The organism is Lentibacillus songyuanensis, assembly GCF_039548255.1.
Classification (GTDB): domain Bacteria; phylum Bacillota; class Bacilli; order Bacillales; family Amphibacillaceae; genus Lentibacillus_C; species Lentibacillus_C songyuanensis.
On sequence record NZ_JBCLVH010000004.1, the window covers coordinates 47,134 to 69,896 of the forward strand.

Consider the following 22,763-nt stretch of genomic DNA (forward strand, 5'->3'; position numbering starts at 1 on the left):
CCTGACATGAGATGAATGACAGCCGAAAACGGAAGCAGTCTGAATTGGGAATGCTTCCGTTTTTGCCGTCAATGATTGTATGTTGGAATAATAAGTGATTTTGAAGGGAGAAGGAGTCATGACAAAGGCGTTACTTATTGCGTTAATTATTATCTTAGCCATCATTATCATCGTTCCATTTGTATTGTTTTTGCGTATCTACATCAATGACCAAAGACAAAAGGAACATTCTATATTACGGAATTACCCAGTATTGGGAAAAGTTCGCTACATTGCTGAGAAGGCAGGCCCGGAATTTCGCCAATATTTGTTCAACAATAATAATGAAGGCAAGCCGTTTAACCGGCGCGAGTTTGAATTTGTTTACAAGGCAGCGAAATACAATGATCGAATGATCGGCTATGGATCGGAACGCGAATTTGAGCAGGATGGTTTATATATTGTCAACAACATGTTTCCCAGTCAACGGGAGGAAATGAAGATTGATCAGCAGCCAAAAGTTAAAACAAGACTTTATACGATTGACAATGAGAAGCTGCTCAGTCGCAAGGAACATCATGAAGAAGGGATATTAAACCCATTCTATTTGACGGATGATGAAGCTATTATTCTAGGAAAAGACACTGTCCGAAATCCATTTACGATTAAGGGAATGATTGGTCAGTCGGCGATGAGCTTTGGTTCACTGGGAGATCATGCGATAACAGCACTTTCCAAAGGACTTGGTATGGCTGGTGGTACTTGGATGAATACAGGGGAAGGAAGTATTTCACCTTATCATCAAAAGGGTGATGTGGATATCATCATGCAAATCAGCCCGGGGTTGTTTGGTGTGCGCACAACGGAAGGCGAATTTTCCTGGGAAGCGTTTAAAAAAAGGAGTGATATTGAACAGGTCAAAGCGTTTGAATTAAAATTGGCTCAAGGTGCAAAAACCCGCGGAGGTCACGTAGAAGGACAAAAAGTGACCGAAGAAATTGCTGCCATCCGAAAAGTAGAGCCTGGCGTCACCATTAATAGTCCGAATAGATTTAGAGAGTTTAGCGATGCAAAAGGACTGCTGGAGTTTGTCGATAAAATGCGCGATATTGGCGGCAAGCCGGTCGGTACCAAAATTGTTGTCGGCGATGAGCAGCAGGTTGAGGGATATGTTCAAGCAATGGTTGAAACGGGAATTGTTCCGGACTTTATTACGGTTGACGGCGGAAATGGCGGAACAGGTGCAACATACTATGAATTGGCTGAATCAGTTGGACTGCCAACATTTGCAGCATTGCCGCTCGTAGATGATCTCCTGAAGAAATATAACCTGAGGGACCGGACGAAAATAATTGCATCTGGCAAGCTGATTACCCCCGATAAGATTGCGATGGCACTTGCAATGGGTGCGGATATGATTAATATTGCCAGAGGCTTTATGCTGAGTGTTGGCTGCATTATGGCTCAGGTTTGTCATACGAATAATTGTCCGGTCGGTGTCGCAACAACCGATCCTAAGCTTCAAAATGCCCTAAGCATTGAGGAAAAAAAGTATCGTGTTTGTAATTATCTGCTCGCTCTTCGTCAAGGTGTCTTTGAGATGGCCGCTGTTGCCGGTTTAGACAGCCCAACGAAATTTAACCGTGAGCACATTATTTATAAAGATCGGTTTAACCGGGCCAATAAAGTGATGAGTTACTCGCATAGCAGTTAACCGAATCAAGATTACTTTAATCGAAAAATCAGTTTACTATGTCTGTATATTTTGTATTTTTGTTTTTCGGTATTGATATGCGTTTGAAATCACGCTACAATATAAAGAGGTTATGTTGTACTTAGGGGGATATGGCGTAATGGAAAGCTTTTTACATGTAGTAGAGGATACACAGGAGAAGCTTGGCAGACCATTGCAGGAACGTGAAATAGAATTCTTGCGATGGGTTTATGACCGCTATAAAAAAGAAGAGATGCGGGATGACAACAATTTCGTCATAAGTAAATAGGGGAAAAGGTCTTGGGAATTCCAAGGCTTTTTTAAATGGATAAAAATATATGGTGGTGATTGCAATCAGAAGACCACCGCAGTTCCACATGTTATAATGAATCAAGTTTGATTAAAGGAGCGGTTAGAATATGGCAGTAACAGATCGTACCGTACTTCAAAAGATGATCAAGGAAGCGCAGCAGGCAAACGAAAAACAAGCAAACCATCAGGAAATGCTCAAACATGTCGCAAATGTCAGCTTGCTATGTGAGCTGTTGCTGGAAGGTAATGAATTGCCAACTGTAACGCGTGATGAAATATCAGCTGATGAGATGAAGGCAATGACGGGAACAGTGCATCCGCCAGCAAAGCAGCCAACACTTGATCATGATGATGCAAATGGGAAATCAATTTTCGACTTCTAATGAGAGGATGAATGGATATGAAATTATTTTTAGTGCTTGGTGCCATCAATGGATTTTTGGCAGTGGCTTTAGGTGCCTTTGGAGCGCATGGACTAGAGGGGAAGGTTACTGAAAAGTCCCTAGGGATATGGGAAAAAGCGGTCAATTATCAAATGTTTCATACGATGGCATTATTGGTAACCGGACTGGTAATCAGTAAAATTCAAACAGGTGGACTGATGTGGGCAGGCTGGTTATTCTTTATTGGGATTGTGCTATTTTCCGGGAGTTTGTATATTTATGCTACATCGGAGATTAAAACGTTTGCGATGATCACACCTCTTGGGGGAGTGGCATTTTTAATCGGCTGGGTGTTACTCGGATATGCTATTGTGAAACACGTATAAAAACAGGTTTTAACGTAAATATAGGTTTATAAATGAAAGATCATATAGGTTGTGAGAATAAACAATAACGCTGCTTGCGCCATATGCTTGCCTGCTTGTTGTGTCTGTTGTGTGTTCCATTCCACAATTGCCCCGCTAAACATACTAAAGGCAATGATGTATAGGGCAAGGGTGATCACTAAGACAAAGCCTTTGATAAGCGCAAAGACACCAACAATGATTGCGGCGATAATAGCGAATAACTCGATTTTCATGAATTTTTCATATGGATGCCGCATAACAATACACTCCTTTTGGCGTTCACAGTTTTCCTGGTAAGCGGTTTGTTAAGAATATACCTGTATGGAAAGATAAACCGTTGTATGAATGCAGTTTCTTCCCATACAGGTGTCTTATTTGGCGGAGACATTATCTTGGTGGATATTGTACAAGGTTGGGTCCAGCTGCTCCAGAAAATGGATACTGATAATTAATTGGTTCATCGAATGTAATGTAATCCAAATAAACCATTAATAGCAAATAACGCATACCAGTTTCGGGATCACTTAGGATAATGTGATCTCGTCCGGCTGCCAGAATTTCACCCTTGAAAACCTGCTCATTCCCACCGCCTGAACTATTTTCAAACGTCATGTAAACAGTTGCGATTTTTCCTTTGTTGAGTCGTAATATGTTTTCAATATAGGATTCTTGTGGTGGCAGCATTCCTGTTGTTCCATTCGTTTGTGGCATTTGTTGTGTTGCTTGAGGCATTTGTGTATCTGCCTGTGGATATTGCTGTTGTTGCCGGTTTAGCGCCTGATAGTCATATGCTGGATAATAGGCTTGGTATGGGTAATAATATGGATACATTTGGTTCGTATAATATTGTTGTTCACTCATAAAAAAACCTCCACTAAAAAATTTTTGATCCGTTGTATGAAGAAATACAAGGGGATCTGTCGCACTCGTATTCTATTGACCACAGTGCCTGTGAAGTACGTTGGTTTATAACTATTATGTTTAAGAAAAAATAGTCAGATGCACACCTCCATTTCTGTATATCCTTATGCTAGGCTCTTTAATGATGTGTATGAAATTTTTAGCCGGGGTATGACTAACGGAAGCAGTTCTCGCCTTTTTCTTCCGGGGGGAACTCCTGGGTATACAAAGAAAAAGGTAATTACGAAGTATAAGAGGCCAAAACGGGAGCGCGTGCGAGGACGATGGGCAAGAAGGCTAAATGATCGGTTTAGCCCTGTTTTTAGTTCCGAATCAACCTTTGTTTACTGGTACACGAAAGGGGGCTTCCTGCATAAAACAGAAGGCCCCCTTTTACTTGTTGATTTACACGTGTAAGAATGCTGGTATCTTTTCTTTTGGCAGATGGTTGCCAACGAAAAACTCGCCAAATTCGCCAAAACGCGAACTTACTTCGTCAAACCGCATTTCATATACGATTTTCTTGAATTGAAGAACGTCATGGGCAAATAAGGTTACTCCCCACTCCCAATCGTCAAAACCAAATGATCCGGTGATAATTTGTTTCACCTTGCCAGCATATTTGCGTCCGGTCTTACTATGTTCATAGAGCAATTTCGCTCGGACATCTTTTTCTGTGTTATACCAGTTATCTTCTCCTTGACGGCGCTTATCCATAGGGTAAAAACACATATGCTCCCATTTTGGCAAAGTCGGTTTTAACCGTTCCTGGATTTTAGGATAGGATTCGAGCGGTGCTCCTTCTTTGGGTTCCGAGTACTTGGAAATCTCGACCACGGAGACGAAGGAATAAGCCGGTCTGAGATACTCGGCAAATTTTGATTTATTAAATTCTGTTTCTAATTCGTTCAATTCCTCCATTGTTGGACGAAGAAACATGAACATGATATCGGCTTTTTGGCCAACGACTGTGTAGAGGACATGACTTCCATTTTTTGCTTCTTCCACAGCCTCCCATTTTGCCAGCAACTGTTCAAATTCATTAATGGCCGCTTCTCGTTCCTCGCTTGAAGCCATCTTCCAAGAAGTCCAGTCGATACTTCTGAGATCATGCAAGGAATACCATCCGTCTGCTGTTTCTACTGCTTCAACCATTCTATCGCTCCTTTTATTACGATCAATAATCTTGCTAACGTTTTTACTATATCACAATTTGGGAATGATAATCATGGAGAATGGCTTTGTAATTAGGTTTGATCGTAAAGATTGTCACGTAATTGTGAATAGTTCATGGCAAATGTGTGAAAAGCCGTGGTTCATGGATGGAATTTCTTTCATTACTGTCTAAAAAAGCTTATCATTTTGAGTAGATGAAGATGCTTGGTTTTTGATCAGGGAATGTAATAAAATTTGTTCAAGCGTTAAGAGAGGAAGGGTAATAAGTGAGCAGTTTATTCGAAACAATGGAAAGCAACATCGCCAATCAAGATAAGCATATCGTATTCCCGGAAGCGATGGATGAACGGGTGCTGGAAGCTTGCAGCAAGCTTGGTGCAGCAGGAACGTTGACACCTGTTTTAATCGGAAATAGGATAAGTATTAAACATAAAGCGGAAGAAATTGGTGTGGATGTCTCTTCCTGCACTATCGTCGACCCAGCGGAATTTCCAGAATTTCAATTGATGGTAGAGACGTTTGTTGAACGTCGGAATGGGAAAGTAACAACAGAAGAGGCACAGAAAATCTTACAGGACGAAAATTATTTTGGTACCATGCTGGTGTACATGAATCAGGCTGATGGATTAGTAAGTGGAGCGGTACATTCAACAGCGGAGACGGTTCGACCAGCATTGCAAATTATTAAAACGAAAGCAGGCATCAGGAAAACGTCCGGTGTATTCATCATGGTGCGTGGCGAAGAGAAATATGTATTTGCTGATTGTGCCATCAATATTGCTCCAGATAGTCAGGATCTAGCAGAAATTGCCGTTGAAAGTGGTACAACTGCCCAATTATTTGATATAGATCCGCGTATTGCCATGTTGAGCTTTTCAACAAAAGGTTCAGCTAAATCAGCGGAAACAGAAAAGGTGGTTGAAGCGCTCCGATTGGCAAAGGAAAAAGACCCGAATCTGTTAATCGATGGGGAATTTCAATTTGATGCGGCCTTTGTTCCAAGTGTAGCCCAAAAGAAGGCACCGGATTCTGTCTTGGCAGGAAACGCAAATGTATTTATCTTCCCAAGTTTGGAAGCAGGAAACATCGGTTACAAAATCGCCCAACGCCTCGGCGGGTTTGAAGCAGTCGGTCCAATTTTACAAGGATTAAACCAGCCAGTTAATGATTTATCCCGCGGCTGTAGCAGTGACGATGTTTACCACCTTGCTCTAATCACTGCAGCACAGTCCTAACCGGGGTTATGTAAAGTGTGCACCCGAGGACGGGGTTAGTTATTGAAATGGTGAAACTAATTCATTCGGAAAACTCCCACTTTAGTAGGCTGTGTCCAGATGAGGTCACGAAGGCGGGAAATCATCTTTCGTGGCCTCATCGCCTTGATGAAGCCACGAAAGAAAATTCATGTACACAGAATATAGACACTTTCGAGCCTGGCTGATTTGAGCTGAGTCCGGCCCGTTTCGGAATAAATCCCGAAACGGCTTCTCAACCGGCTGTCACGCACTTACGTCTTTGTTATTTCCGCAATAAAAGCATTACGCTCTTTCATTTGCTGGAGTCGCTTTTGAAATGTTGTCAGTTCGCTATCTGAGAAGTCGGTAAACACAACTTCTTCACATAATGTGCGCAAAGCGGTAAGCACACGCTTTTTCATCTCGGTCATTGTTAGCTGCTCATGTAAAAGCTCAGACAGGGATGCCATCGTTTCCGGCTGAACAGATGGGTACGTAAACTTTGTTTCTGCTCCTTGCAAGCTAATATTGTAAAAGTCACGGATGACAGAAGCACGATTATAGCTGTCCCCATTTACATCCAGATAAATTTGGATAGCAGCTCCATCTTTAATTCTCCGTTGAGAAATACCAGCAAATTTGCGGCCGTCAATACTTAGGTCGTAGTCGCCTGGGCAGTAGGACCCTTTGATTTCATACGCTTCAATCACACGGCTCTTATCCCGCAGCATAAATTGGACAAAGCTGACCATTGCCTCATAGCATTCATTAATCGAAATATGTTTCACGCCGGGCAATACAAGTGATATATTCAGAACCCCTTCATCCAATGCAACGGCAAGCCCCCCAGAATTACGTACGACCACTTGATATCCGCGTTGCTGCAACTGTGTAATTCCTTGTTCGATAAAAGGCAAGCGGGCGTCAGGAATTCCTAGCACAATAGTCCGCGGATGCACCCATAATCGTACAGACGGTGGTGAATTACCCTCACTGACCGATGTGGCCAATGCGTCATCAATGGCAAATGATACAATAGCAGAAACAGGCACATGCTGAATATAGGATTGATTTGACTGATCAATATACCGAAAAGTCTTGTGATGAATGATGTCTTGCCAATTTTTCATCCTCTTCTCCTTCAATCGTAAAATAAGGGTCGACACTAAAATCTATGGTTGAAATTAATGAATAACAATGGGAATTTCGCGAGACTGCTGAAAAAGTGAAGTAGATTCGATTTGAAACTTTTGCATCCCGCACGTTTCGAACTTGATCCCGCACGTTTCGGTCCTGCTGTCGCACGTTTCGGTCCTGCTGTCGCACGTTTCGGGCTTGCTGCCGCACGTTTCGGGTCTGCTCTCGCACGTTTCAGTCCTGCTGTCGCACGTTTCGAACTTGATCCCGCACGTTTCGGTCCTGCTGTCGCACGTTTTGAACTTGATCCCGCACGTTTCGGGCCTGCTCTCGTACGTTTCGAATTTGTTCTCGCACGTCCCAGCCCGTTTTCTTCCAAAGAAGGTACTTTTTCAGTGATCTCGAATTTCGCAGTGTGAAGATCCCACAGAAAAAGTGCTCTGTTACAGGAGGGGCGATTAAAAACGGCCTTTACGGCTAACGTCGGCATACCCCTATGAATGGGCAAGGAGGCTGAGGACAAGCCCACGAAAAGCGTCGTGTTTTTTCCGAAACGGTCGTCTATCTCAAAATCACATTAAGTTATCCACCATAACTTTGGTCAAGAGTCTAAAATAAAGCTCAAAATCTCGAGTACCCCTTTTTAACTTTCGCTTTCTATTATATAATATAACAAAACTGTCGAAAAGAAACGGGTTGTGTCATTATGATGTATAAGGAAGAACAACTGGATGAAGAAAAGGTGTTTAAAGATCCGGTACACCGTTATGTGCATGTAAAAGACCGAGTTATTTGGGATTTGATTGCAGCGCCGGAATTTCAGCGGCTGCGCCGGATTAAGCAACTGGGAACAACTAATTTAACCTTTCACGGGGCAGAACATAGTCGTTTCAATCATTCATTGGGTGTGTATGAAATCGTTCGGCGGATCATTTTTAACTTCCAGGACCAGCCACAATGGAATAATGATGAACGCCTGCTTTGCCTGTGTGCGGCTCTGCTCCATGATTTAGGGCATGGACCCTTTTCCCATTCCTTTGAAAAGGTATTTAAATTGGACCATGAGGATTTTACCCAGCAGATCATTCTTGGTAATACCCGGATACATACAATTTTGGAACAAGTGGAGGAAGGGTTCTCCCAAAAGGTCGCTGATGTGATTGCGAAAACATATGAAGATAAATTAGTTGTCAGTCTGATTTCCAGCCAAATTGATGCGGACCGTATGGATTACTTACAGCGGGACGCTTATTTTACGGGAGTAAGCTATGGCCATTTTGATATGGAACGAATATTAAGGGTGATGCGGCCGCTTGATGATCAGGTTGTGATCAAATCAAGCGGAATGCATGCGGTGGAGGACTATATTATGAGCCGCTATCAAATGTATTGGCAAGTCTACTTTCATCCAGTAACCCGCAGTGCGGAAGTGATTCTATCGAAAATACTGCACCGGGCAAAATACTTGTTCGAAAATGACTACCAATTCAAGCTTAAACCAACACATTTTATATCATTTTTCAACAAAAAACCGGCACTGGAAGAATATCTAAAACTTGACGAGGCGATTGTGTTTTATTATTTTCAGCTTTGGCAAGAGGAAGATGATGCGATATTAAGCGATTTATGTGAACGATTTATGAATCGGCGCTTGTTTAAATACGTGGAATTCAACCCAAACCTGCAAATGAAAGAATGGATGGAATTGCATCGTTTATTTCAGGAAGCAGGAATTGACCCGGAATACTATCTCGTGGTGGATTCATCATCCGATTTGCCATACGATTTTTATCGGCCGGGGGAGGAAGAAGAGCGCCTGCCCATTCATTTGCTTATGCCAAATCATGAGCTCCGGGAGCTGTCACGGGAGTCAGATATTGTCGAGTCCATTTCCGGAAAAAAACGGACTGACCATAAGCTGTATTTCCCAGCGGATATACTGCGTGATATTAATAACGATCAGATGAAACAACGAATAGAGGAACTTTTGTATGGGGGAGCGAAAAAACATGTTAACTGATCATGCAAAACTAATGCATTTTTTTTCAATCGCAAAAGACGTTACAGGCCGCAAAAAGCTGCAGAAAATGATTTATATATTGCAAAAAAATCATGTGCCATTTGAAGAAAAGTATCAATTCCATTTTTACGGACCATACTCTGAGGAATTATCGTTACGTATGGAAGAATTGACAAACCTGGGATTTGTATCTGAGGAAAAAGAGGAAAAAAGCAATTATTATCAATATCATTATCAAATTACGGCAGATGGTCTGGAGTTTCTCCATCAATTTGACTTACATATGCCTGATTTTGCCGCTAAGGTGGAGCAGTTAAAAACGAAAAGCTCGCGGTTTTTAGAATTGGTTGCAACTATGTTGTATTTCGATGATTTACCTCGTGGGCAAGTGGTAGAAAAAGTACATGCCGTCAAACCGAAGCAAAACTATACACAACAGGAAATAAGTGACGCCTGGATATTGATTGACTCACTTCAAGAACATGGATAGGCAAGCTCAAGAGGAACTCCGCTGACGTGAAAATGGGCAATCATCTGTGCTACAATAGTGCCAACAGTAATAAAGGAGGTTCTAAAATGAGTTCTGAACAATCTTCTAACAATAAGAAAAGTAATCCATTCACTATTATAAAAGATGACCCACTTGACGGGGATAGAGGTTTTGGTGCTGGAACGATCAGCCTGGAAAATATGTCCCCGGTAATTATTGATCCGACTGAGGATCGAGCTTTTGTCGATATGGGTGCCATGCATGGGCGCAGTGAGGTGGAGCGTCGTGTGAAATTTCTGCCGGATAAAGATTCTGTTCCAAATGGTAAATTGTACTGGATTGTATGGGTAACAGTTGAAAAAGGAGAGAATGGTCCCTATTTTTCCGGTGTGTGTGGCAGTGAAATCCGTGTCGACCGTTCGATAAAACGCGCGTATAAATCCATGCCTGAGCATGTTACCCATATGGAAAAGTCATTAAAAGGAAAAATAATGCTCGAACATATGGATGACCATTCGAAAAAATTACTGCGCGATTTTTTAGTGGACTTTAAAGAAGGGGAAATGTGGAAAAATGCAACAGATGAATTGAAGCAGGTTCTCCCAGAATCGTGAACAATTTGTGAACGAATCATGAACAATTGCTGAAAATCTTGTGCTTTACGACTTTAATTTGTAAAATATGTATACATGGGCTTAACTCATGTATTACTAGGACAAAAAAACGGCTGACTCGTATATGAGTCAGCCGTTTTTTTAATCATTAAGCAGTTATCTTTAGAGATTTGTATCAAGAAAAGCAGATATCAACCGGATCGGGCGAACATCGACCGAAAAGCGGAAACATCAACCGGATCGGGCGAACATCAACCGAAAAGCGGAAACATCAACCGGATCGGCGAACATCGACCGAAAAGCGGAAACATCAACCGGATCGGGCGAACATCGACCGAAAAGCGGAAACATCAACCGGATCGGGCGAACATCGACCGAAAAGCGGAAACCATCAACCGGATCGGCGAACATCGACCGAAAAGCGGAAACCATCAACCGGATCGGGCGAACATCGACCGAAAAGCGGAAACCATCAACCGGATCGGGCGAACATCGACCGAAAAGCGGAAACATCAACCGGATCGGCGAACATCGACCGAAAAGCGGAAACCATCAACCGGATTGGGCGAACATCAACCGAAAAACAGGACACATCGACCGAAGAGCGCCAAACTTTCTCAGCCCATTTAAAACAGCATATCAAACAATTTCCTAAGTGGTCCCTTCTTCTCTTGGTCGGACTGTTGACGCTTTTTGCCGCCAGAATTGTCATTTGGCAAGTGGGTAGTACAATATTCGGTTGGTTCCGTCCCTTTTTTAAAATACATAACCCGGCTGTGGTCGCAGTAGCGTGTTGCGCGTTTACCTGATTCCGGATCAATGCGGACGGCAACAATTCCTGGCGGTGCAGCAAATTTATGCGGGGCTGTCCCGCGATGGGCATCCTCCATAAATCGCGCCCAGACATCCTTGGCATAGGCGGTCTCCTTTACCTTTTCCATGTGGCGATTGTCATCATACCCCGACCAGACGCCTGTAACAAGATCAGGACTGTACCCGATCATCCAGCTGTCCGAATCGGTTGTCCCTGACTTTCCGGCATAGGGGCGTGACAGCTGATTAGCGACCGTTGACCCGGTTACAGCCATATAGCCATCCAGCGAGCGGTCAAACATTCCCGTCATCAGCTGGGTTAAAATGAACGTTTGTTGCGGATCGAGAATTTGTTCCCCGCTAGTGTCATCCCGGGTATATAGAACCTTGTCGTTGCGATCAACAATTTTTTCCACAGTATGATCGGTAATTTCGTGACCGCCATTGGCCATCATCCCGTATCCGGTGACCATCTCATTGACCGTTGTTGTAGCAGTCCCCAAGGCGAGTGACGGCACTTTAGGCAACTTGCTGGTTATTCCGAATTCCCTCGCTGTATGGATCAGTTTGTCCACCCCTAAGTATAGATTCGTTTTAACGGCATAAATATTGTCGGATAAGGCTAGTGCCTGAGCAAGGGTGATGGGTTTATTGGCATAGTAGCCATTAAAATTGTTTGGTTGGTATTTTGCTCCATCGGCCAATTTGAACACAGTTGGCTTACTCGTTAGCATGGTGGCTGGTGTGTAGCCGTTCTTTAAGGCAGCATAGTAAAGAAAGGGCTTAAAAGCAGACCCGGGCATTCGTTTTGCTTTTAGTGCCCGATTAAAGGAACTGTCTTGATAGTCGCGCCCGCCAACCAATGCCAGAATAGCTCCGTCATTCGGATCCATTGCAATAGCTCCAACCTGAAGTTCACTATCATCATCAAACACGTTAGTAATATTTTCTTTTAACTTCTCCTGTTTATCCGTATCCAGTGTGGTATGGATTTGGTAGCCGCCGGAACGCACCTTTTCTTCATCAAGATCTAAGATATTTGCTGCTTCCTGTAACACTGCATCCTGAAAATAGGGAGCTTTCTCGTCTTCTTTTTGCTCTACAGGTTTGGTAAAAGCAAGCTCCTCGTTAACAGCTCGTGCATAAGCATCATCACTAATCACCTGCTTGTCCCGTAATAACCCTAATATCCATGTTTGCCGTTTTTTGGCGTTTTCCATGTTATTGTATGGGGAGTAATAGGTTGGCCCTTTAGGAATGCCAGCAAGCATAGCCGCTTCAGCAAGCGATAGGTCTTTTGCCGATTTATTGAAATAGTAGTTACTTGCATCCTCGACACCATATGCCCCATGGCCATAATAAATGGTGTTTAAATACCCTTCTAAAATCTCATCCTTGGAATAGAACATTTCCAAGCGAATCGTGTAAAAAGCTTCCCGCAATTTTCTTGTCCATGTTTTTTCAAAGGATAAATATAGATTACGAGCATATTGCTGTGTCAGGGTGCTGGCACCTTCTTTTAACGACATCGTTTTCACATCTGCCCATACGGCTCCTGCAATTCGTGGGACATCAAAGCCGTGATGCTTATAAAAGTGTTGATCCTCAGCCAGAATAGTAGCCTGGATTAATTCATCAGAGATGTCATCTAAGTCAACCCAATCCTCACTTCTATTACCGCTCTCTTTCCCGATGACGTCCCCATCACGACTATAGTATACGGTGTTTTGCTGTGGGGTAAGCTGTGGTGGTCCAAGCAGATAACTGACCAGGTACACACCAGCTATCAATAGTCCAACCGATAAAAGCAATCCCGCTAGTAATTTTATGTAAAAACGATTTTTTAGCCAGCTCATTATTTTAGCTCCAATAGTTGAATTAGATTATCACCATTATGGGAAAAGATCAGCAAAATTAAACACCATGAACAAATATGCACACTTTTTCGTCAACGATTACGATTCTTTACGCAAATTTTGCCGAAATATTGTCGTGAAATCAAAGTTATGTGCACTAACCAGGTTAAATTTAGAGCTTACGATTGAAATTCACTGCCAATTATCGCTATAATTAGTAGATATCTTAGGAACAAGCAGGAGCGATAAAATGGAAGCAGATCGAAGCCGCGTTGCGATTAAGCTGCAAATAAGTATTCATGATCATGGACAGATGGAAGAAACCACAACCAAAACAACCGGCTATTTATATAACCAAAACACGAAGGATGTTCTTACTTATGAAGAACAGGCGACAGATACCGATGGAATGATAAAAAACATGCTGACGATTCAACCGGATAAGGTAAGTATTAAACGGTCAGGGGCCGTCAACATGCATCAGCAATTTCACCTGGAGCAAACATCTGAGTCTGTGTTTCAGCATGCATATGGCGCCATCCATATGGAAACGTATGCCAAGGCGATTGATTACCGCCCATTCGATGCAGCAACACCGGGAAAATTAACGATTGCATATCTAGTTAGGCTGAATGGGCAGGATCCAAGAGAGCATCAGTTAACGTTGACAATAAGCAACACACACTAAACACAATTGTTAGTAAATGGATATATTCTACTGTGAATGAGGAGGACTCTTAATGAACGTATTAACACAAATTGAGGAAACGTTAAAACATGAAATCACCGAAGCGATCGTCCGGGCTAATTTGGCAGCCAGGGAGGAATTACCGCAAATAGTACTAGAGAAGCCAAAAGATAAGGAGCACGGAGATTTCGCATCAAACATCGCGATGCAGCTTGCACGTATCGCTAAAAAAGCACCAAGGCAAATCGCCGAGGTTATTGTCGCAAATTTGGACCAAACCAAAGCAACCATTGAAAAAGTGGAGATCGCTGGTCCTGGATTCATTAACTTTTTTACGAAAAATGATCTGTTTGGCGACATCATCCCTGCCATTTTACAAGCGGATGATAATTATGGCAGAACCGATGCTGGTCAGGGAGAGAAGGTTCAGGTGGAGTTTGTCTCCGTTAACCCAACAGGTGATTTGCATCTTGGTCATGCGCGAGGGGCTGCCTTTGGCGATGTACTTTGCAACGTATTGGATGCGGCAGGCTATCAAGTGCAACGGGAGTATTATATGAATGACGCCGGTAATCAAATCGATAATTTGGCATTATCTGTTGAAGCCCGCTATTTACAAGCATTGGACATCGATGCAGCGATGCCGGAAGACGGATACCATGGTCCGGATATAATCGGGATTGGTCAAGAGCTTGCTAAAAAGGATGGCAACAAATGGGTGAATGCTGACCGAAAAGAACGTTTGGCCTTTTTCAAAGAATACGGGCTGGAATACGAAATGAATAAGCTGAAAAAGGATTTGACCGATTTTCGTGTCCATTTTGACAGCTGGTTTTCAGAACGGTCCTTGTATAAAGCAGACAAAATCACCGACGCCATTGCCACGCTGAAACAGGGCGATTATATTTATGAACAGGATGGGGCGACATGGTTTCGGTCTACTGCGTTTGGGGACGATAAGGATCGTGTGTTAATTAAGCAAGATGGCAGCTATACGTATTTAACACCAGATATTGCGTATCATCAGAACAAGCTCGAACGCGGATTTGATAAAATCATTAACGTATGGGGTGCCGATCACCATGGATATGTTCCAAGGATGCGTGCAGCAATTCAGGCGCTTGGATATGCGAAAGAAAAGTTTGCGGTAAAAATCATTCAAATGGTTAACCTGTTTGAAAACGGCGAAAAAATTCGGATGAGCAAGCGGACTGGAAACGCAGTCGCACTTCGGGAATTGATGGAAGAAGCTGGTGTTGATGCTGTCCGTTATTTCTTTGTGATGCGTTCCAATGATTCCCAGCTTGATTTTGATTTGAGCCTGGCTCGTTCCCAATCAAACGATAACCCGGTTTATTATGTACAGTATGCCCATGCACGGATCTGTACCATGTTAAAGCAGGCCAAAGAAAAGGGCTTGGTAGCCGAGCAGTATGATGCAGGATTGTTAACCGCAGAAAAGGAAATTGATCTGCTGAAAAAACTGGGAGAATTCCCGCAAATGATTGCGGATGCTGCGGTAAAAGAAACACCACATAAAGTAACGCAATACATTTTTGACCTGGCATCCCTGCTGCATAGCTTCTACAATGCCGAAAAGGTACTCGATACAGAAAATCCGGAACGCTCCAAGGCCAGGGTCGCATTAATGAAAGCCGTACGAATAACCATTGCAAACGGCTTAAGTTTAATCGGCGTAACAGCACCAGAGAAAATGTAGGGATTATGATTGATGGGGGAGAACACGCCTGAAACGGGAGAGCGCGCGCTTCAATCGGTAGAAAAAGCACCCAAAACGTGGAGGGTGCTTTTTCAGTAGCCCCCGAGCGGTTCTCCTGTCCCCCTTTTTTGCTGTTCGGGTGGAAATGAAACTCAAACACCACAATCGTCGTCCTCGAGTAAACACAAAAAACTGACATCACGTGCACTAGGATCCTGAACATATAAGTTGTAATAAGTGTACTAATTATCACATATATTCAAAAATGTATTGACTGAATGATCATTCACTATTAAAGTAGTAGTATAAGCATTTAAGTTGTCGTCATTACTTAAGAACATTCTGGAAAATGCAATCGGTATCATTTTTAGTTCAGAAAAGCGGAGGTGCCCGATTAGCACTAGTTGTTGGGTGCTGGAACTGGATATAGACAAAGGGGGAGCAAAATGAACACGCTTTTATGGATGAACGCGATTTTATTTATAGTTGTTGTAGCGTACGGGTTGTATTTATTTGGTAGAGTCATAGCAACGCGGACAGCTTATATCAAACTAGGAAAGAAATCGCAGTTTGATGGGGAAGTAAAGGAACGCTTGCGAAGGATTGGCAAAATTGTCTTTGGCCAATCAAAGCTATTGAAGGATAAGAAATCCGGTATTATGCACGTCATGATGTTCTACGGATTTATCCTAGTTCAATTTGGGGCAATTGATATGTTTGTGAAAGGTCTGGCACCTGGGAAACATTTGCCGTTCGGGCCGATCTACCCTGGTTTCACCTTTTTTCAGGAGCTTGTTACCTTAATGATCCTAGTTGCAGTTGCCATTGGTTTTCACCGACGCTATGTTGAAAAAATCGTCCGTCTGAAACGAGGCTTTAAAGCAGGGTTGGTTCTGATTTTTATTGGGACATTAATGCTGTCTGTTTTAATCGGCAATGGTATGGCACAGATTTGGCACGGAACGGAAACAACATGGACCGAACCAGTTGCTAGTTTAATTGGAATGGGCTTCGGCTGGATGTCACCTACTGCAGCGTTGGTTGTATTTTATATTGCATGGTGGGTACATGCCATTACCATCTTGACCTTCTTGGTATATGTTCCCCAATCCAAGCATGCACATTTGATCGCAGCACCAATTAATGTATTTTTAAGTAAGAGTGTTACTGGTAAACTGAAGAAATTAGATTTTGATATCGATGAAGATGCTGCCGAGGATGAAGAGGAAATTTCCTTTGGGGTCGGTAAGGTAGAGGATTTTGAGCAATATCAAATGCTTGACTTTTATGCGTGTGTGGAGTGTGGACGCTGCACCGATGTCTGTCCGGCATCAGGCACAGGAAAAATGCTGTCACCGATGGACTTGATGATTAAAATGCGTGATCACTTAACACAAAAAGGAGCAGCGATTACTGGGAAAACACCTTGGGTTCCTGCGTTTGCATTTTCCAATACAGAGGGGAACCAAATCGCTACATCTGAAGCAGCCGCGAGCATGGAAAGTGTGAATCTGATTGGTGATGTGATAACCGAGGAAGAGCTGTTTGCCTGTACAACATGCCGGAACTGTGAAGATGCCTGTCCGGTAATGAACGAGCACGTAGATAAGATTATTGACTTACGCCGTTATCTCGTCATGACAGAAGGAAAAATGGATCCGGATGCCCAGCGTGCGGTAATGAATATTGAACGTCAAGGTAATCCATGGGGCTTATCCAAGAAGGATCGTATCAAATGGCGTGAGCTGGATGAATCGGTATACATTCCAACCATGAAAGAATTGAAAAAAGAAGATAAATCCTTTGAATACTTATTCTGGGTCAGCTCCATGGGGGCGTATGACAACCGCAGTCAAAAAATTGCCCTGGCATTTGCTAAATTAATGAATCAGGCAGGAATTAGCTTTGCAATCTTAGGAAACAAAGAAGCAAACTCCGGTGATACGGCACGCCGAATCGGGAATGAATTCTTATTCCAGGAAATTGCCGAGAAGAATATTAAAGAATTCGAGAAAAATGGCGTGACGAAAATTGTAACCATTGATCCGCACGCATATAATATATTTAAAAATGAATACCCTGACTTTGGCTTTGAAGCAGAAGTATACCATCATACACAAATGTTATTCGATTTGGTTATGAATGGAAAATTGAAGCCGAAGCAGGCAATCAATCAGCGTTTGACGTATCATGATTCTTGTTATCTAGGCCGTTACAACGGTGTATATGATCCGCCGAGGGAGATTCTGCATTCCATTCCGGGACTTGAGCTTGTGGAAATGAAACGCAGTAAAGAAAATGCTATGTGCTGTGGTGCCGGCGGTGGCCTCATGTGGAGTGAAGAAACAACCGGTAACCGGATTAACGTTGCCCGTACGGAACAAGCCATCGAGGTTCAGCCATCTATGATTGCCAGCGCTTGTCCGTATTGCCTGACAATGCTTAGTGATGGTACGAAGGCAAAAGAAGTAGAGGAAGACATTAGCACGATGGATGTGGCAGAAATTCTTGCGCTATCCGTCTTTGTGGAGGAAGAATCGAAAACTGCTTAACTAGCTTTAATTCAGCCGTTCATGATGGTAGAATAGTAGAGGGGGGAGAACCTCCCTCTACAAAAAACGATCTATATTGAGCGAGCGTTCAATCAACTTTAGAAAGCGCTATCAATGTTGGAAATCACTTTACATATTAAAGAAAGGAATGGTTCACATGCGTAAAACAGTAATTGTTTCAGGTGCAAGAACGCCATTTGGCAAATTTGGGGGAGCATTGAAGTCCTTTACCGCTTCGGAATTAGGCGGAAAGTCAATTCGAGCCGCATTAGATCGTGCTGGATTGGCAGAAACAGAGATTGATGAAGTGATAATGGGAACCGTTTTACAAGGCGGTCAAGGACAAATTCCGTCCAGACAGGCCGCACGTGAAGCAGGAATCCCTTGGAATGTAAAGACGGAGACGATTAACAAAGTATGCGCTTCGGGTTTGCGCAGTGTTACGTTAGCAGATCAGTTGATTCGGCTTGGCGAAGAAGATGTCATCGTTGCTGGAGGGATGGAAAGCATGAGCAATGCACCGTACTATCTTCCAGACGCACGGTGGGGCAACCGGATGGGCGATAAGAAGGTAGTCGATCTGATGGTACATGATGGGCTGACATGCTCGTTCAGGGGAATTCATATGGGCAATTATGGAAACTCCACCGCGGAGAAATTCAGTTTGACACGTGATGAACAGGATAAATGGTCATATCGCAGCCATCAACGAGCCGTCAAAGCAATCGAAAATGGCAAGTTTGCTGAGGAAATTGTTTCATTAGAGGTGCCACAGCGCAAAGGAGAGCCAATTGTGGTGGATACCGATGAGGCGCCAAGGAAGGATACCAATATGGAAAAGCTGGCAGCATTGCGCCCGGCATTTGATTCTGATGGAACGGTAACAGCCGGCAATGCACCAGGGGTGAATGATGGAGCTTGTGCGTTTGTGGTTATGTCAGACGAAAAGGCAGCCAGTCTTGGTAAATCACCAATGGCTACAGTACTTGGTCATGCCGAGGTAGCCGTTGAAGCAGAAAATTTCCCGGAAACACCAGGACTTGTTATCAATAAATTGTTAGAGAAAACAGGACATTCCATTGAGGAGATCGATCTGTTCGAAATCAATGAAGCATTTGCGGTAGTGTCATTGGCAAGCGGGAAAATTGCTGGCGTTGACCCTGAAAAGGTAAATGTTAATGGCGGAGCAGTAGCACTGGGACACCCAATCGGGGCAAGTGGAGCCAGGATAATTTTGACATTAATTCATGAGCTAAAACGTCGAGGCGGGGGCCTTGGAATTGCGGCCATTTGCAGTGGCGGCGGTCAAGGAGATGCGATATTAGTAGAGGTCCCAAGCAACAGCTAAGCGATTTTAAGGTGGCACCGGCAGCAGCACGGTACCATGGAATATTCCATCATTTGGATAATCGCTATAGTATGATGTGAAAGCGCTGAAGAATGATAAGCAATCGCTAAAAATCGACCCGATTGTGCTGAAGTTTGACAAAAAAGCACTAAAGTTTAAGCTCAACAGACATAGCTATCATCAAAAGGAGGCTTATTTATGGAAATAAAAAAAGTAATGGTCATCGGTGCTGGACAAATGGGATCAGGAATTGCCCAGGTTTGTGCCCAGTCCGGTTTTGACGTCTATTTAAACGATATGAATGAACAGGCGCTGGAAAAAGGAATACAATCAATCGAAACGCTGCTGATCCGTGCAGTCGATAAACAACGAATCAGCGAAACGGAAAAAACCCAAACTCTAAACCGCTTGCATGCTTCAACAACGCTAGCTGATGCTGCAAATTGTGACTTGGTCATTGAAGCAGTTGTTGAAAACATGGATGTAAAAGCCAAGGTATTTGGCGAACTGGATAAAGTGACACCAGCACACACGATTTTAGCTACGAATACATCGTCATTGCCAATCACGGAAATTGCAGCAACAACCAATCGCCCGGAACAGGTCATTGGGATGCATTTTATGAATCCGGTTCCAGTGATGAAACTGGTCGAAATTATCCGTGGTCTGCAGACAAGTGATCAAACCTATCAGCAGATTGCCAATATGGCTGAACAGCTAGACAAAACATCGGTTGAAGTGAGTGATTTACCAGGATTTGCTGCAAACCGTATTTTAATGCCAATGATCAACGAAGCGGTGTTTGCTCTACATGAAGGGGTTGCCTCTGTAGAAGATATTGATACGGTGATGAAGCTTGGTATGAATCACCCGATGGGTCCGTTAACCTTGGCGGATTTTATTGGTCTGGATACCTGCCTGTATATCATGGAGGTTCTGCATGAAGGATTTGGCGACAGCAAATACCGTCCATGTCCATTACTCCGAAAATACGTCAATGCAGGATGGCTTGGTAAAAAGTCAGGACGTGGGTTCTACCAATATACTTAACAACACGACCTACAGAAACAAGGGGGATGTAGTGTATGAAGATACACTTTTCGCAAGAGCAGAAAATGATGCAGAAAATGGTTCGTGACTTTGCGCAAAATGAGGTTGCCAACGAAGTGATGCGAATGGAAAAAGAAGACCGCTTTCCGCGGGAACTGGTTACCAAAATGGGGAAGCTCGGTTTAATGGGTGTGCCTATTCCCGAAGAATACGGCGGGAGCGGAATGGACTTTACCTCGTATATCATTGCCATCCATGAGCTATCAAAAGTGAGTGCTACACTTGGGGTTATTTTATCGGTTCATACATCGGTCGGTACTAATCCGATTCGCTATTTTGGCAATGAGGAACAAAAAAAGTATTATTTACCGAAACTTGCATCTGGAGAATATTTAGGTGCGTTTGCTTTGACCGAAGCTGGTTCTGGTTCCGATGCAGCCAATTTGAAAACAACCGCCAAAAAAACGGGTGATACTTATATCCTGAATGGTTCGAAAATGTTTATTACCAACGGCGGTGAGGCAGACACATATATCACGTTCGCTCGTACGAGTAATGAGCAAGGGAAAAAGGGGATTAGTGCTTTTATTGTCGAGAAAGATTCACCTGGCCTGGTTATCGGTAAGAAGGAACGAAAAATGGGCTTACATGGATCGAATACGGTACAACTGAATTTTGACCAGTGTGTCATACCAAGAGAACAGCTGCTTGGTAAGGAAGGCGATGGGTTTAACATTGCGATGGCAAACCTGAACGTTGGCCGGATCGGAATCGCTGCACAAGCCTTAGGAATAGCCGAAGCAGCGCTGAATTACGCTGTGAGCTATGCCCAGACACGTGAACAATTTGGGCGTCCGATTGCAAAACTTCAAGGACTATCTTTTAAGCTTGCAGATATGGCAACCGAGGTAGAGGCAGCAAAACTATTAGTCTATCATGCTGCATCTTTAGTTGAGCGCAATGTCTCGTGTGTCAAAGAAGTATCCATGGCAAAAATGTATGCATCCAGAACGGCCAGGAAAACAGCAATTGAAGCTGTCCAGGTATATGGAGGCTATGGATATACCGAGGATTATCCCGTCGAACGATTATTTCGGGATGCCAAAATCACGGAAATCTATGAAGGAACAAATGAGATTCAACACATGGTTATTGCCCGACAGCTATTGCAGGAATAGGAGAAGTACGAAGATAAGTGGGGAAATGAACAAGGAGGATGGAACAATGAATTTTCAACTAACCGAAGAACAGGAAATGCTGCGAAAAATGGTGCAGGACTTTGCTAAAAAGGATGTAGAACCATCTGCTGCCCAACGTGATGAAGCAGAACGATTTGATCGCGGGATTTTTGATAAGATGGCGGAACTTGGACTGACTGGAATTCCATGGCCAGAGGAATATGGCGGGATTGGTTCGGACTTTGTCAGTTATGTTATCGCGGTGGAAGAATTATCACGGGTGTGTGCATCAACAGGAGTAACGCTATCTGCGCATCTTTCACTATGCAGCTGGCCGATTTACAAATATGGAAATGAAGAACAAAAGAAAACCTTCCTGACTCGATTGGCAACAGGAGAAGCGCTGGGTGCTTATGCGTTGTCCGAACCAGGTGCAGGAAGTGATGCTGCCTCCATGAAAACCGTTGCGAAACGCGATGGTGATGATTATGTATTAAACGGAAATAAAGTATGGATTACCAATGGCGGTGTCGCTGATATTAATCTTGTCTTTGCCAAAACAGACCCGGAGGCCAAACATAAAGGTGTCAGTGCCTTTATCGTGGAAAAAGGAACAGACGGCTTCACATTTGGCAAAAAAGAGAAAAAACTAGGCATCCGTTCCTCGCCTACCACTGAACTTATTTTTGAAAACTGCCGCATTCCCAAAGAAAACATGCTTGGCACAGAAGGAGAAGGCTTTAAAATTGCTATGACCACGCTAGACGGCGGCCGAAATGGAATTGCTGCCCAGGCGTTAGGAATCGCACAAGGAGCACTTGATGCAGCTGTAGCTTATGCAAAAGAACGAGAGCAGTTTGGTAAACCAATTGCCCATAATCAAGGCATTTCCTTTAAGTTAGCTGACATGGCAACCGAGGTGGAAGCTGCCCGTCTGTTAACCTATCAGGCTGCATGGCTGGAGTCAGAGGGGCTGCCTTACGGAAAGGCGTCCGCAATGTCCAAATTATTTGCCGGTGATGCGGCGATGCGAACGACTGTCGAAGCAGTGCAGGTATTTGGAGGTTATGGCTATACGAAAGACTACCCGGTTGAGCGCTATATGCGGGATGCCAAAATCACACAAATCTATGAAGGAACGAATGAAGTACAACGTTTAGTAATTGGAAGAATGCTCACAAAATAATGACG

Annotated in this window: 21 protein-coding genes; 15 read left to right on the top strand and 6 right to left on the bottom strand. The window is 43.4% G+C overall.

The annotated features are described in order from the left end of the window. The first annotated feature begins 118 nt into the window (after positions 1 to 118). From WMZ97_RS05810 to WMZ97_RS05825, 4 genes are all read left to right on the top strand, one after another. Positions 119 to 1,693: an FMN-binding glutamate synthase family protein gene (locus tag WMZ97_RS05810; RefSeq protein WP_343271141.1), complete on the top strand. Its 1,575-nt coding sequence runs from the start codon at positions 119 to 121 to the stop codon at positions 1,691 to 1,693. Between the two features lie 139 nt (positions 1,694 to 1,832). After that, positions 1,833 to 1,982 carry a hypothetical protein gene (locus WMZ97_RS05815; protein WP_343271142.1) on the top strand — a complete coding sequence of 50 codons (150 nt, stop codon included), beginning with the start codon at positions 1,833 to 1,835 and terminating at the stop codon, positions 1,980 to 1,982. Between the two features lie 130 nt (positions 1,983 to 2,112). Further along, positions 2,113 to 2,388: a YwdI family protein gene (locus WMZ97_RS05820; RefSeq protein ID WP_343271143.1), complete on the top strand. Its 276-nt coding sequence runs from the start codon at positions 2,113 to 2,115 to the stop codon at positions 2,386 to 2,388. A 17-nt stretch (positions 2,389 to 2,405) separates the two neighbouring features. Beyond that, positions 2,406 to 2,774 carry a DUF423 domain-containing protein gene (locus WMZ97_RS05825; RefSeq protein WP_343271144.1) on the top strand — a complete coding sequence of 123 codons (369 nt, stop codon included), beginning with the start codon at positions 2,406 to 2,408 and terminating at the stop codon, positions 2,772 to 2,774. A gap of 26 nt (positions 2,775 to 2,800) precedes the next feature. Here WMZ97_RS05825 and WMZ97_RS05830 read toward each other — a convergent pair whose 3' ends face one another. The 3 genes from WMZ97_RS05830 to hemQ all read right to left on the bottom strand — a co-directional run bounded on the left by WMZ97_RS05830 (position 2,801) and on the right by hemQ (position 4,850). Next, positions 2,801 to 3,052, bottom strand: a complete 252-nt coding sequence (locus WMZ97_RS05830) for a hypothetical protein (RefSeq protein ID WP_343271145.1) — start codon at positions 3,050 to 3,052, stop codon at positions 2,801 to 2,803. Positions 3,053 to 3,182: 130 nt separating this feature from the next. Next, a complete protein-coding gene (gene gerQ, locus WMZ97_RS05835) occupies positions 3,183 to 3,656 on the bottom strand; it encodes a spore coat protein GerQ (protein ID WP_343271146.1) in 474 nt (157 codons plus the stop codon). 444 nt (positions 3,657 to 4,100) lie between these two features. Next, the gene (gene hemQ / locus WMZ97_RS05840; RefSeq protein WP_343271147.1) at positions 4,101 to 4,850 is read right to left on the bottom strand and encodes a hydrogen peroxide-dependent heme synthase; all 750 of its coding nucleotides are present in this window, start codon (positions 4,848 to 4,850) and stop codon (positions 4,101 to 4,103) included. Positions 4,851 to 5,137: 287 nt separating this feature from the next. Here hemQ and pta point away from each other — a divergent pair, with 287 nt between their 5' ends. Continuing rightward, on the top strand, positions 5,138 to 6,106 hold the full coding sequence (pta, locus tag WMZ97_RS05845) for a phosphate acetyltransferase (RefSeq protein ID WP_343271148.1): 969 nt from the start codon (positions 5,138 to 5,140) through the stop codon (positions 6,104 to 6,106). A gap of 272 nt (positions 6,107 to 6,378) precedes the next feature. Here the strand turns inward: pta and WMZ97_RS05850 are convergent, their stop codons facing one another. Beyond that, positions 6,379 to 7,236: a lipoate--protein ligase family protein gene (locus WMZ97_RS05850; protein ID WP_343271149.1), complete on the bottom strand. Its 858-nt coding sequence runs from the start codon at positions 7,234 to 7,236 to the stop codon at positions 6,379 to 6,381. Positions 7,237 to 7,271: 35 nt separating this feature from the next. After that, positions 7,272 to 7,622 carry a hypothetical protein gene (locus WMZ97_RS05855; RefSeq protein ID WP_343271150.1) on the bottom strand — a complete coding sequence of 117 codons (351 nt, stop codon included), beginning with the start codon at positions 7,620 to 7,622 and terminating at the stop codon, positions 7,272 to 7,274. Positions 7,623 to 7,949: 327 nt separating this feature from the next. Between WMZ97_RS05855 and WMZ97_RS05860 the strand changes: the two genes are divergently transcribed. From WMZ97_RS05860 to WMZ97_RS05870, 3 genes are all read left to right on the top strand, one after another. After that, complete coding sequence (locus tag WMZ97_RS05860; RefSeq protein WP_343271151.1) at positions 7,950 to 9,263, top strand: HD domain-containing protein; 1,314 nt, start codon at positions 7,950 to 7,952, stop codon at positions 9,261 to 9,263. Continuing rightward, positions 9,253 to 9,753 carry a YwgA family protein gene (locus WMZ97_RS05865; RefSeq protein ID WP_343271152.1) on the top strand — a complete coding sequence of 167 codons (501 nt, stop codon included), beginning with the start codon at positions 9,253 to 9,255 and terminating at the stop codon, positions 9,751 to 9,753. The genes WMZ97_RS05860 and WMZ97_RS05865 overlap by 11 nt, the downstream gene beginning before the upstream one ends. A gap of 86 nt (positions 9,754 to 9,839) precedes the next feature. Further along, on the top strand, positions 9,840 to 10,367 hold the full coding sequence (locus WMZ97_RS05870; protein WP_343271153.1) for a YwhD family protein: 528 nt from the start codon (positions 9,840 to 9,842) through the stop codon (positions 10,365 to 10,367). Positions 10,368 to 10,993: 626 nt separating this feature from the next. Here WMZ97_RS05870 and WMZ97_RS05875 read toward each other — a convergent pair. Next, positions 10,994 to 13,036, bottom strand: coding sequence for a transglycosylase domain-containing protein (locus WMZ97_RS05875; RefSeq protein WP_343271154.1), 2,043 nt, complete (start codon positions 13,034 to 13,036; stop codon positions 10,994 to 10,996). 250 nt (positions 13,037 to 13,286) lie between these two features. On the opposite strand from WMZ97_RS05875, the gene WMZ97_RS05880 reads away from it, so the two are divergent. From WMZ97_RS05880 to WMZ97_RS05910, 7 genes are all read left to right on the top strand, one after another. After that, entirely contained in the window at positions 13,287 to 13,724 is a 438-nt protein-coding gene (locus WMZ97_RS05880) for a DUF1934 domain-containing protein (protein WP_343271155.1), read from the top strand. 52 nt (positions 13,725 to 13,776) lie between these two features. Then, positions 13,777 to 15,444, top strand: a complete 1,668-nt coding sequence (gene argS / locus WMZ97_RS05885; RefSeq protein ID WP_343271156.1) for an arginine--tRNA ligase — start codon at positions 13,777 to 13,779, stop codon at positions 15,442 to 15,444. Positions 15,445 to 15,890: 446 nt separating this feature from the next. Then, positions 15,891 to 17,996 (top strand): heterodisulfide reductase-related iron-sulfur binding cluster, encoded by a 2,106-nt coding sequence (locus WMZ97_RS05890; RefSeq protein WP_343271157.1) that lies wholly within the window; start codon positions 15,891 to 15,893, stop codon positions 17,994 to 17,996. A gap of 157 nt (positions 17,997 to 18,153) precedes the next feature. Further along, a complete protein-coding gene (locus tag WMZ97_RS05895; RefSeq protein WP_343271158.1) occupies positions 18,154 to 19,344 on the top strand; it encodes an acetyl-CoA C-acetyltransferase in 1,191 nt (396 codons plus the stop codon). A 198-nt stretch (positions 19,345 to 19,542) separates the two neighbouring features. Then, positions 19,543 to 20,394 (top strand): 3-hydroxybutyryl-CoA dehydrogenase, encoded by an 852-nt coding sequence (locus WMZ97_RS05900; protein WP_343271159.1) that lies wholly within the window; start codon positions 19,543 to 19,545, stop codon positions 20,392 to 20,394. A gap of 35 nt (positions 20,395 to 20,429) precedes the next feature. After that, a complete protein-coding gene (locus WMZ97_RS05905) occupies positions 20,430 to 21,572 on the top strand; it encodes an acyl-CoA dehydrogenase (protein WP_343271160.1) in 1,143 nt (380 codons plus the stop codon). A gap of 46 nt (positions 21,573 to 21,618) precedes the next feature. Further along, complete coding sequence (locus WMZ97_RS05910; RefSeq protein WP_343271161.1) at positions 21,619 to 22,758, top strand: acyl-CoA dehydrogenase; 1,140 nt, start codon at positions 21,619 to 21,621, stop codon at positions 22,756 to 22,758. Positions 22,759 to 22,763: the final 5 nt, after the last annotated feature.

Excerpts from the sequence above, each read along its gene's own strand:
- WMZ97_RS05895 (WP_343271158.1), top strand. The coding sequence starts at position 18,154 with ATGCGTAAAACAGTAATTGTTTCAGGTGCAAGAACGCCATTTGGCAAA.
- WMZ97_RS05905 (WP_343271160.1), top strand. The coding sequence starts at position 20,430 with ATGAAGATACACTTTTCGCAAGAGCAGAAAATGATGCAGAAAATGGTT.
- WMZ97_RS05875 (WP_343271154.1), bottom strand. The coding sequence starts at position 13,036 with ATGAGCTGGCTAAAAAATCGTTTTTACATAAAATTACTAGCGGGATTG.
- WMZ97_RS05830 (WP_343271145.1), bottom strand. The coding sequence starts at position 3,052 with ATGCGGCATCCATATGAAAAATTCATGAAAATCGAGTTATTCGCTATT.
- WMZ97_RS05860 (WP_343271151.1), top strand. The coding sequence starts at position 7,950 with ATGATGTATAAGGAAGAACAACTGGATGAAGAAAAGGTGTTTAAAGAT.
- WMZ97_RS05815 (WP_343271142.1), top strand. The coding sequence starts at position 1,833 with ATGGAAAGCTTTTTACATGTAGTAGAGGATACACAGGAGAAGCTTGGC.
- WMZ97_RS05910 (WP_343271161.1), top strand. The coding sequence starts at position 21,619 with ATGAATTTTCAACTAACCGAAGAACAGGAAATGCTGCGAAAAATGGTG.
- WMZ97_RS05890 (WP_343271157.1), top strand. The coding sequence starts at position 15,891 with ATGAACACGCTTTTATGGATGAACGCGATTTTATTTATAGTTGTTGTA.
- WMZ97_RS05870 (WP_343271153.1), top strand. The coding sequence starts at position 9,840 with ATGAGTTCTGAACAATCTTCTAACAATAAGAAAAGTAATCCATTCACT.
- argS (WP_343271156.1), top strand. The coding sequence starts at position 13,777 with ATGAACGTATTAACACAAATTGAGGAAACGTTAAAACATGAAATCACC.
- WMZ97_RS05825 (WP_343271144.1), top strand. The coding sequence starts at position 2,406 with ATGAAATTATTTTTAGTGCTTGGTGCCATCAATGGATTTTTGGCAGTG.
- WMZ97_RS05810 (WP_343271141.1), top strand. The coding sequence starts at position 119 with ATGACAAAGGCGTTACTTATTGCGTTAATTATTATCTTAGCCATCATT.
- WMZ97_RS05900 (WP_343271159.1), top strand. The coding sequence starts at position 19,543 with ATGGAAATAAAAAAAGTAATGGTCATCGGTGCTGGACAAATGGGATCA.
- WMZ97_RS05850 (WP_343271149.1), bottom strand. The coding sequence starts at position 7,236 with ATGAAAAATTGGCAAGACATCATTCATCACAAGACTTTTCGGTATATT.
- WMZ97_RS05880 (WP_343271155.1), top strand. The coding sequence starts at position 13,287 with ATGGAAGCAGATCGAAGCCGCGTTGCGATTAAGCTGCAAATAAGTATT.
- gerQ (WP_343271146.1), bottom strand. The coding sequence starts at position 3,656 with ATGAGTGAACAACAATATTATACGAACCAAATGTATCCATATTATTAC.
- WMZ97_RS05865 (WP_343271152.1), top strand. The coding sequence starts at position 9,253 with ATGTTAACTGATCATGCAAAACTAATGCATTTTTTTTCAATCGCAAAA.
- WMZ97_RS05820 (WP_343271143.1), top strand. The coding sequence starts at position 2,113 with ATGGCAGTAACAGATCGTACCGTACTTCAAAAGATGATCAAGGAAGCG.
- hemQ (WP_343271147.1), bottom strand. The coding sequence starts at position 4,850 with ATGGTTGAAGCAGTAGAAACAGCAGACGGATGGTATTCCTTGCATGAT.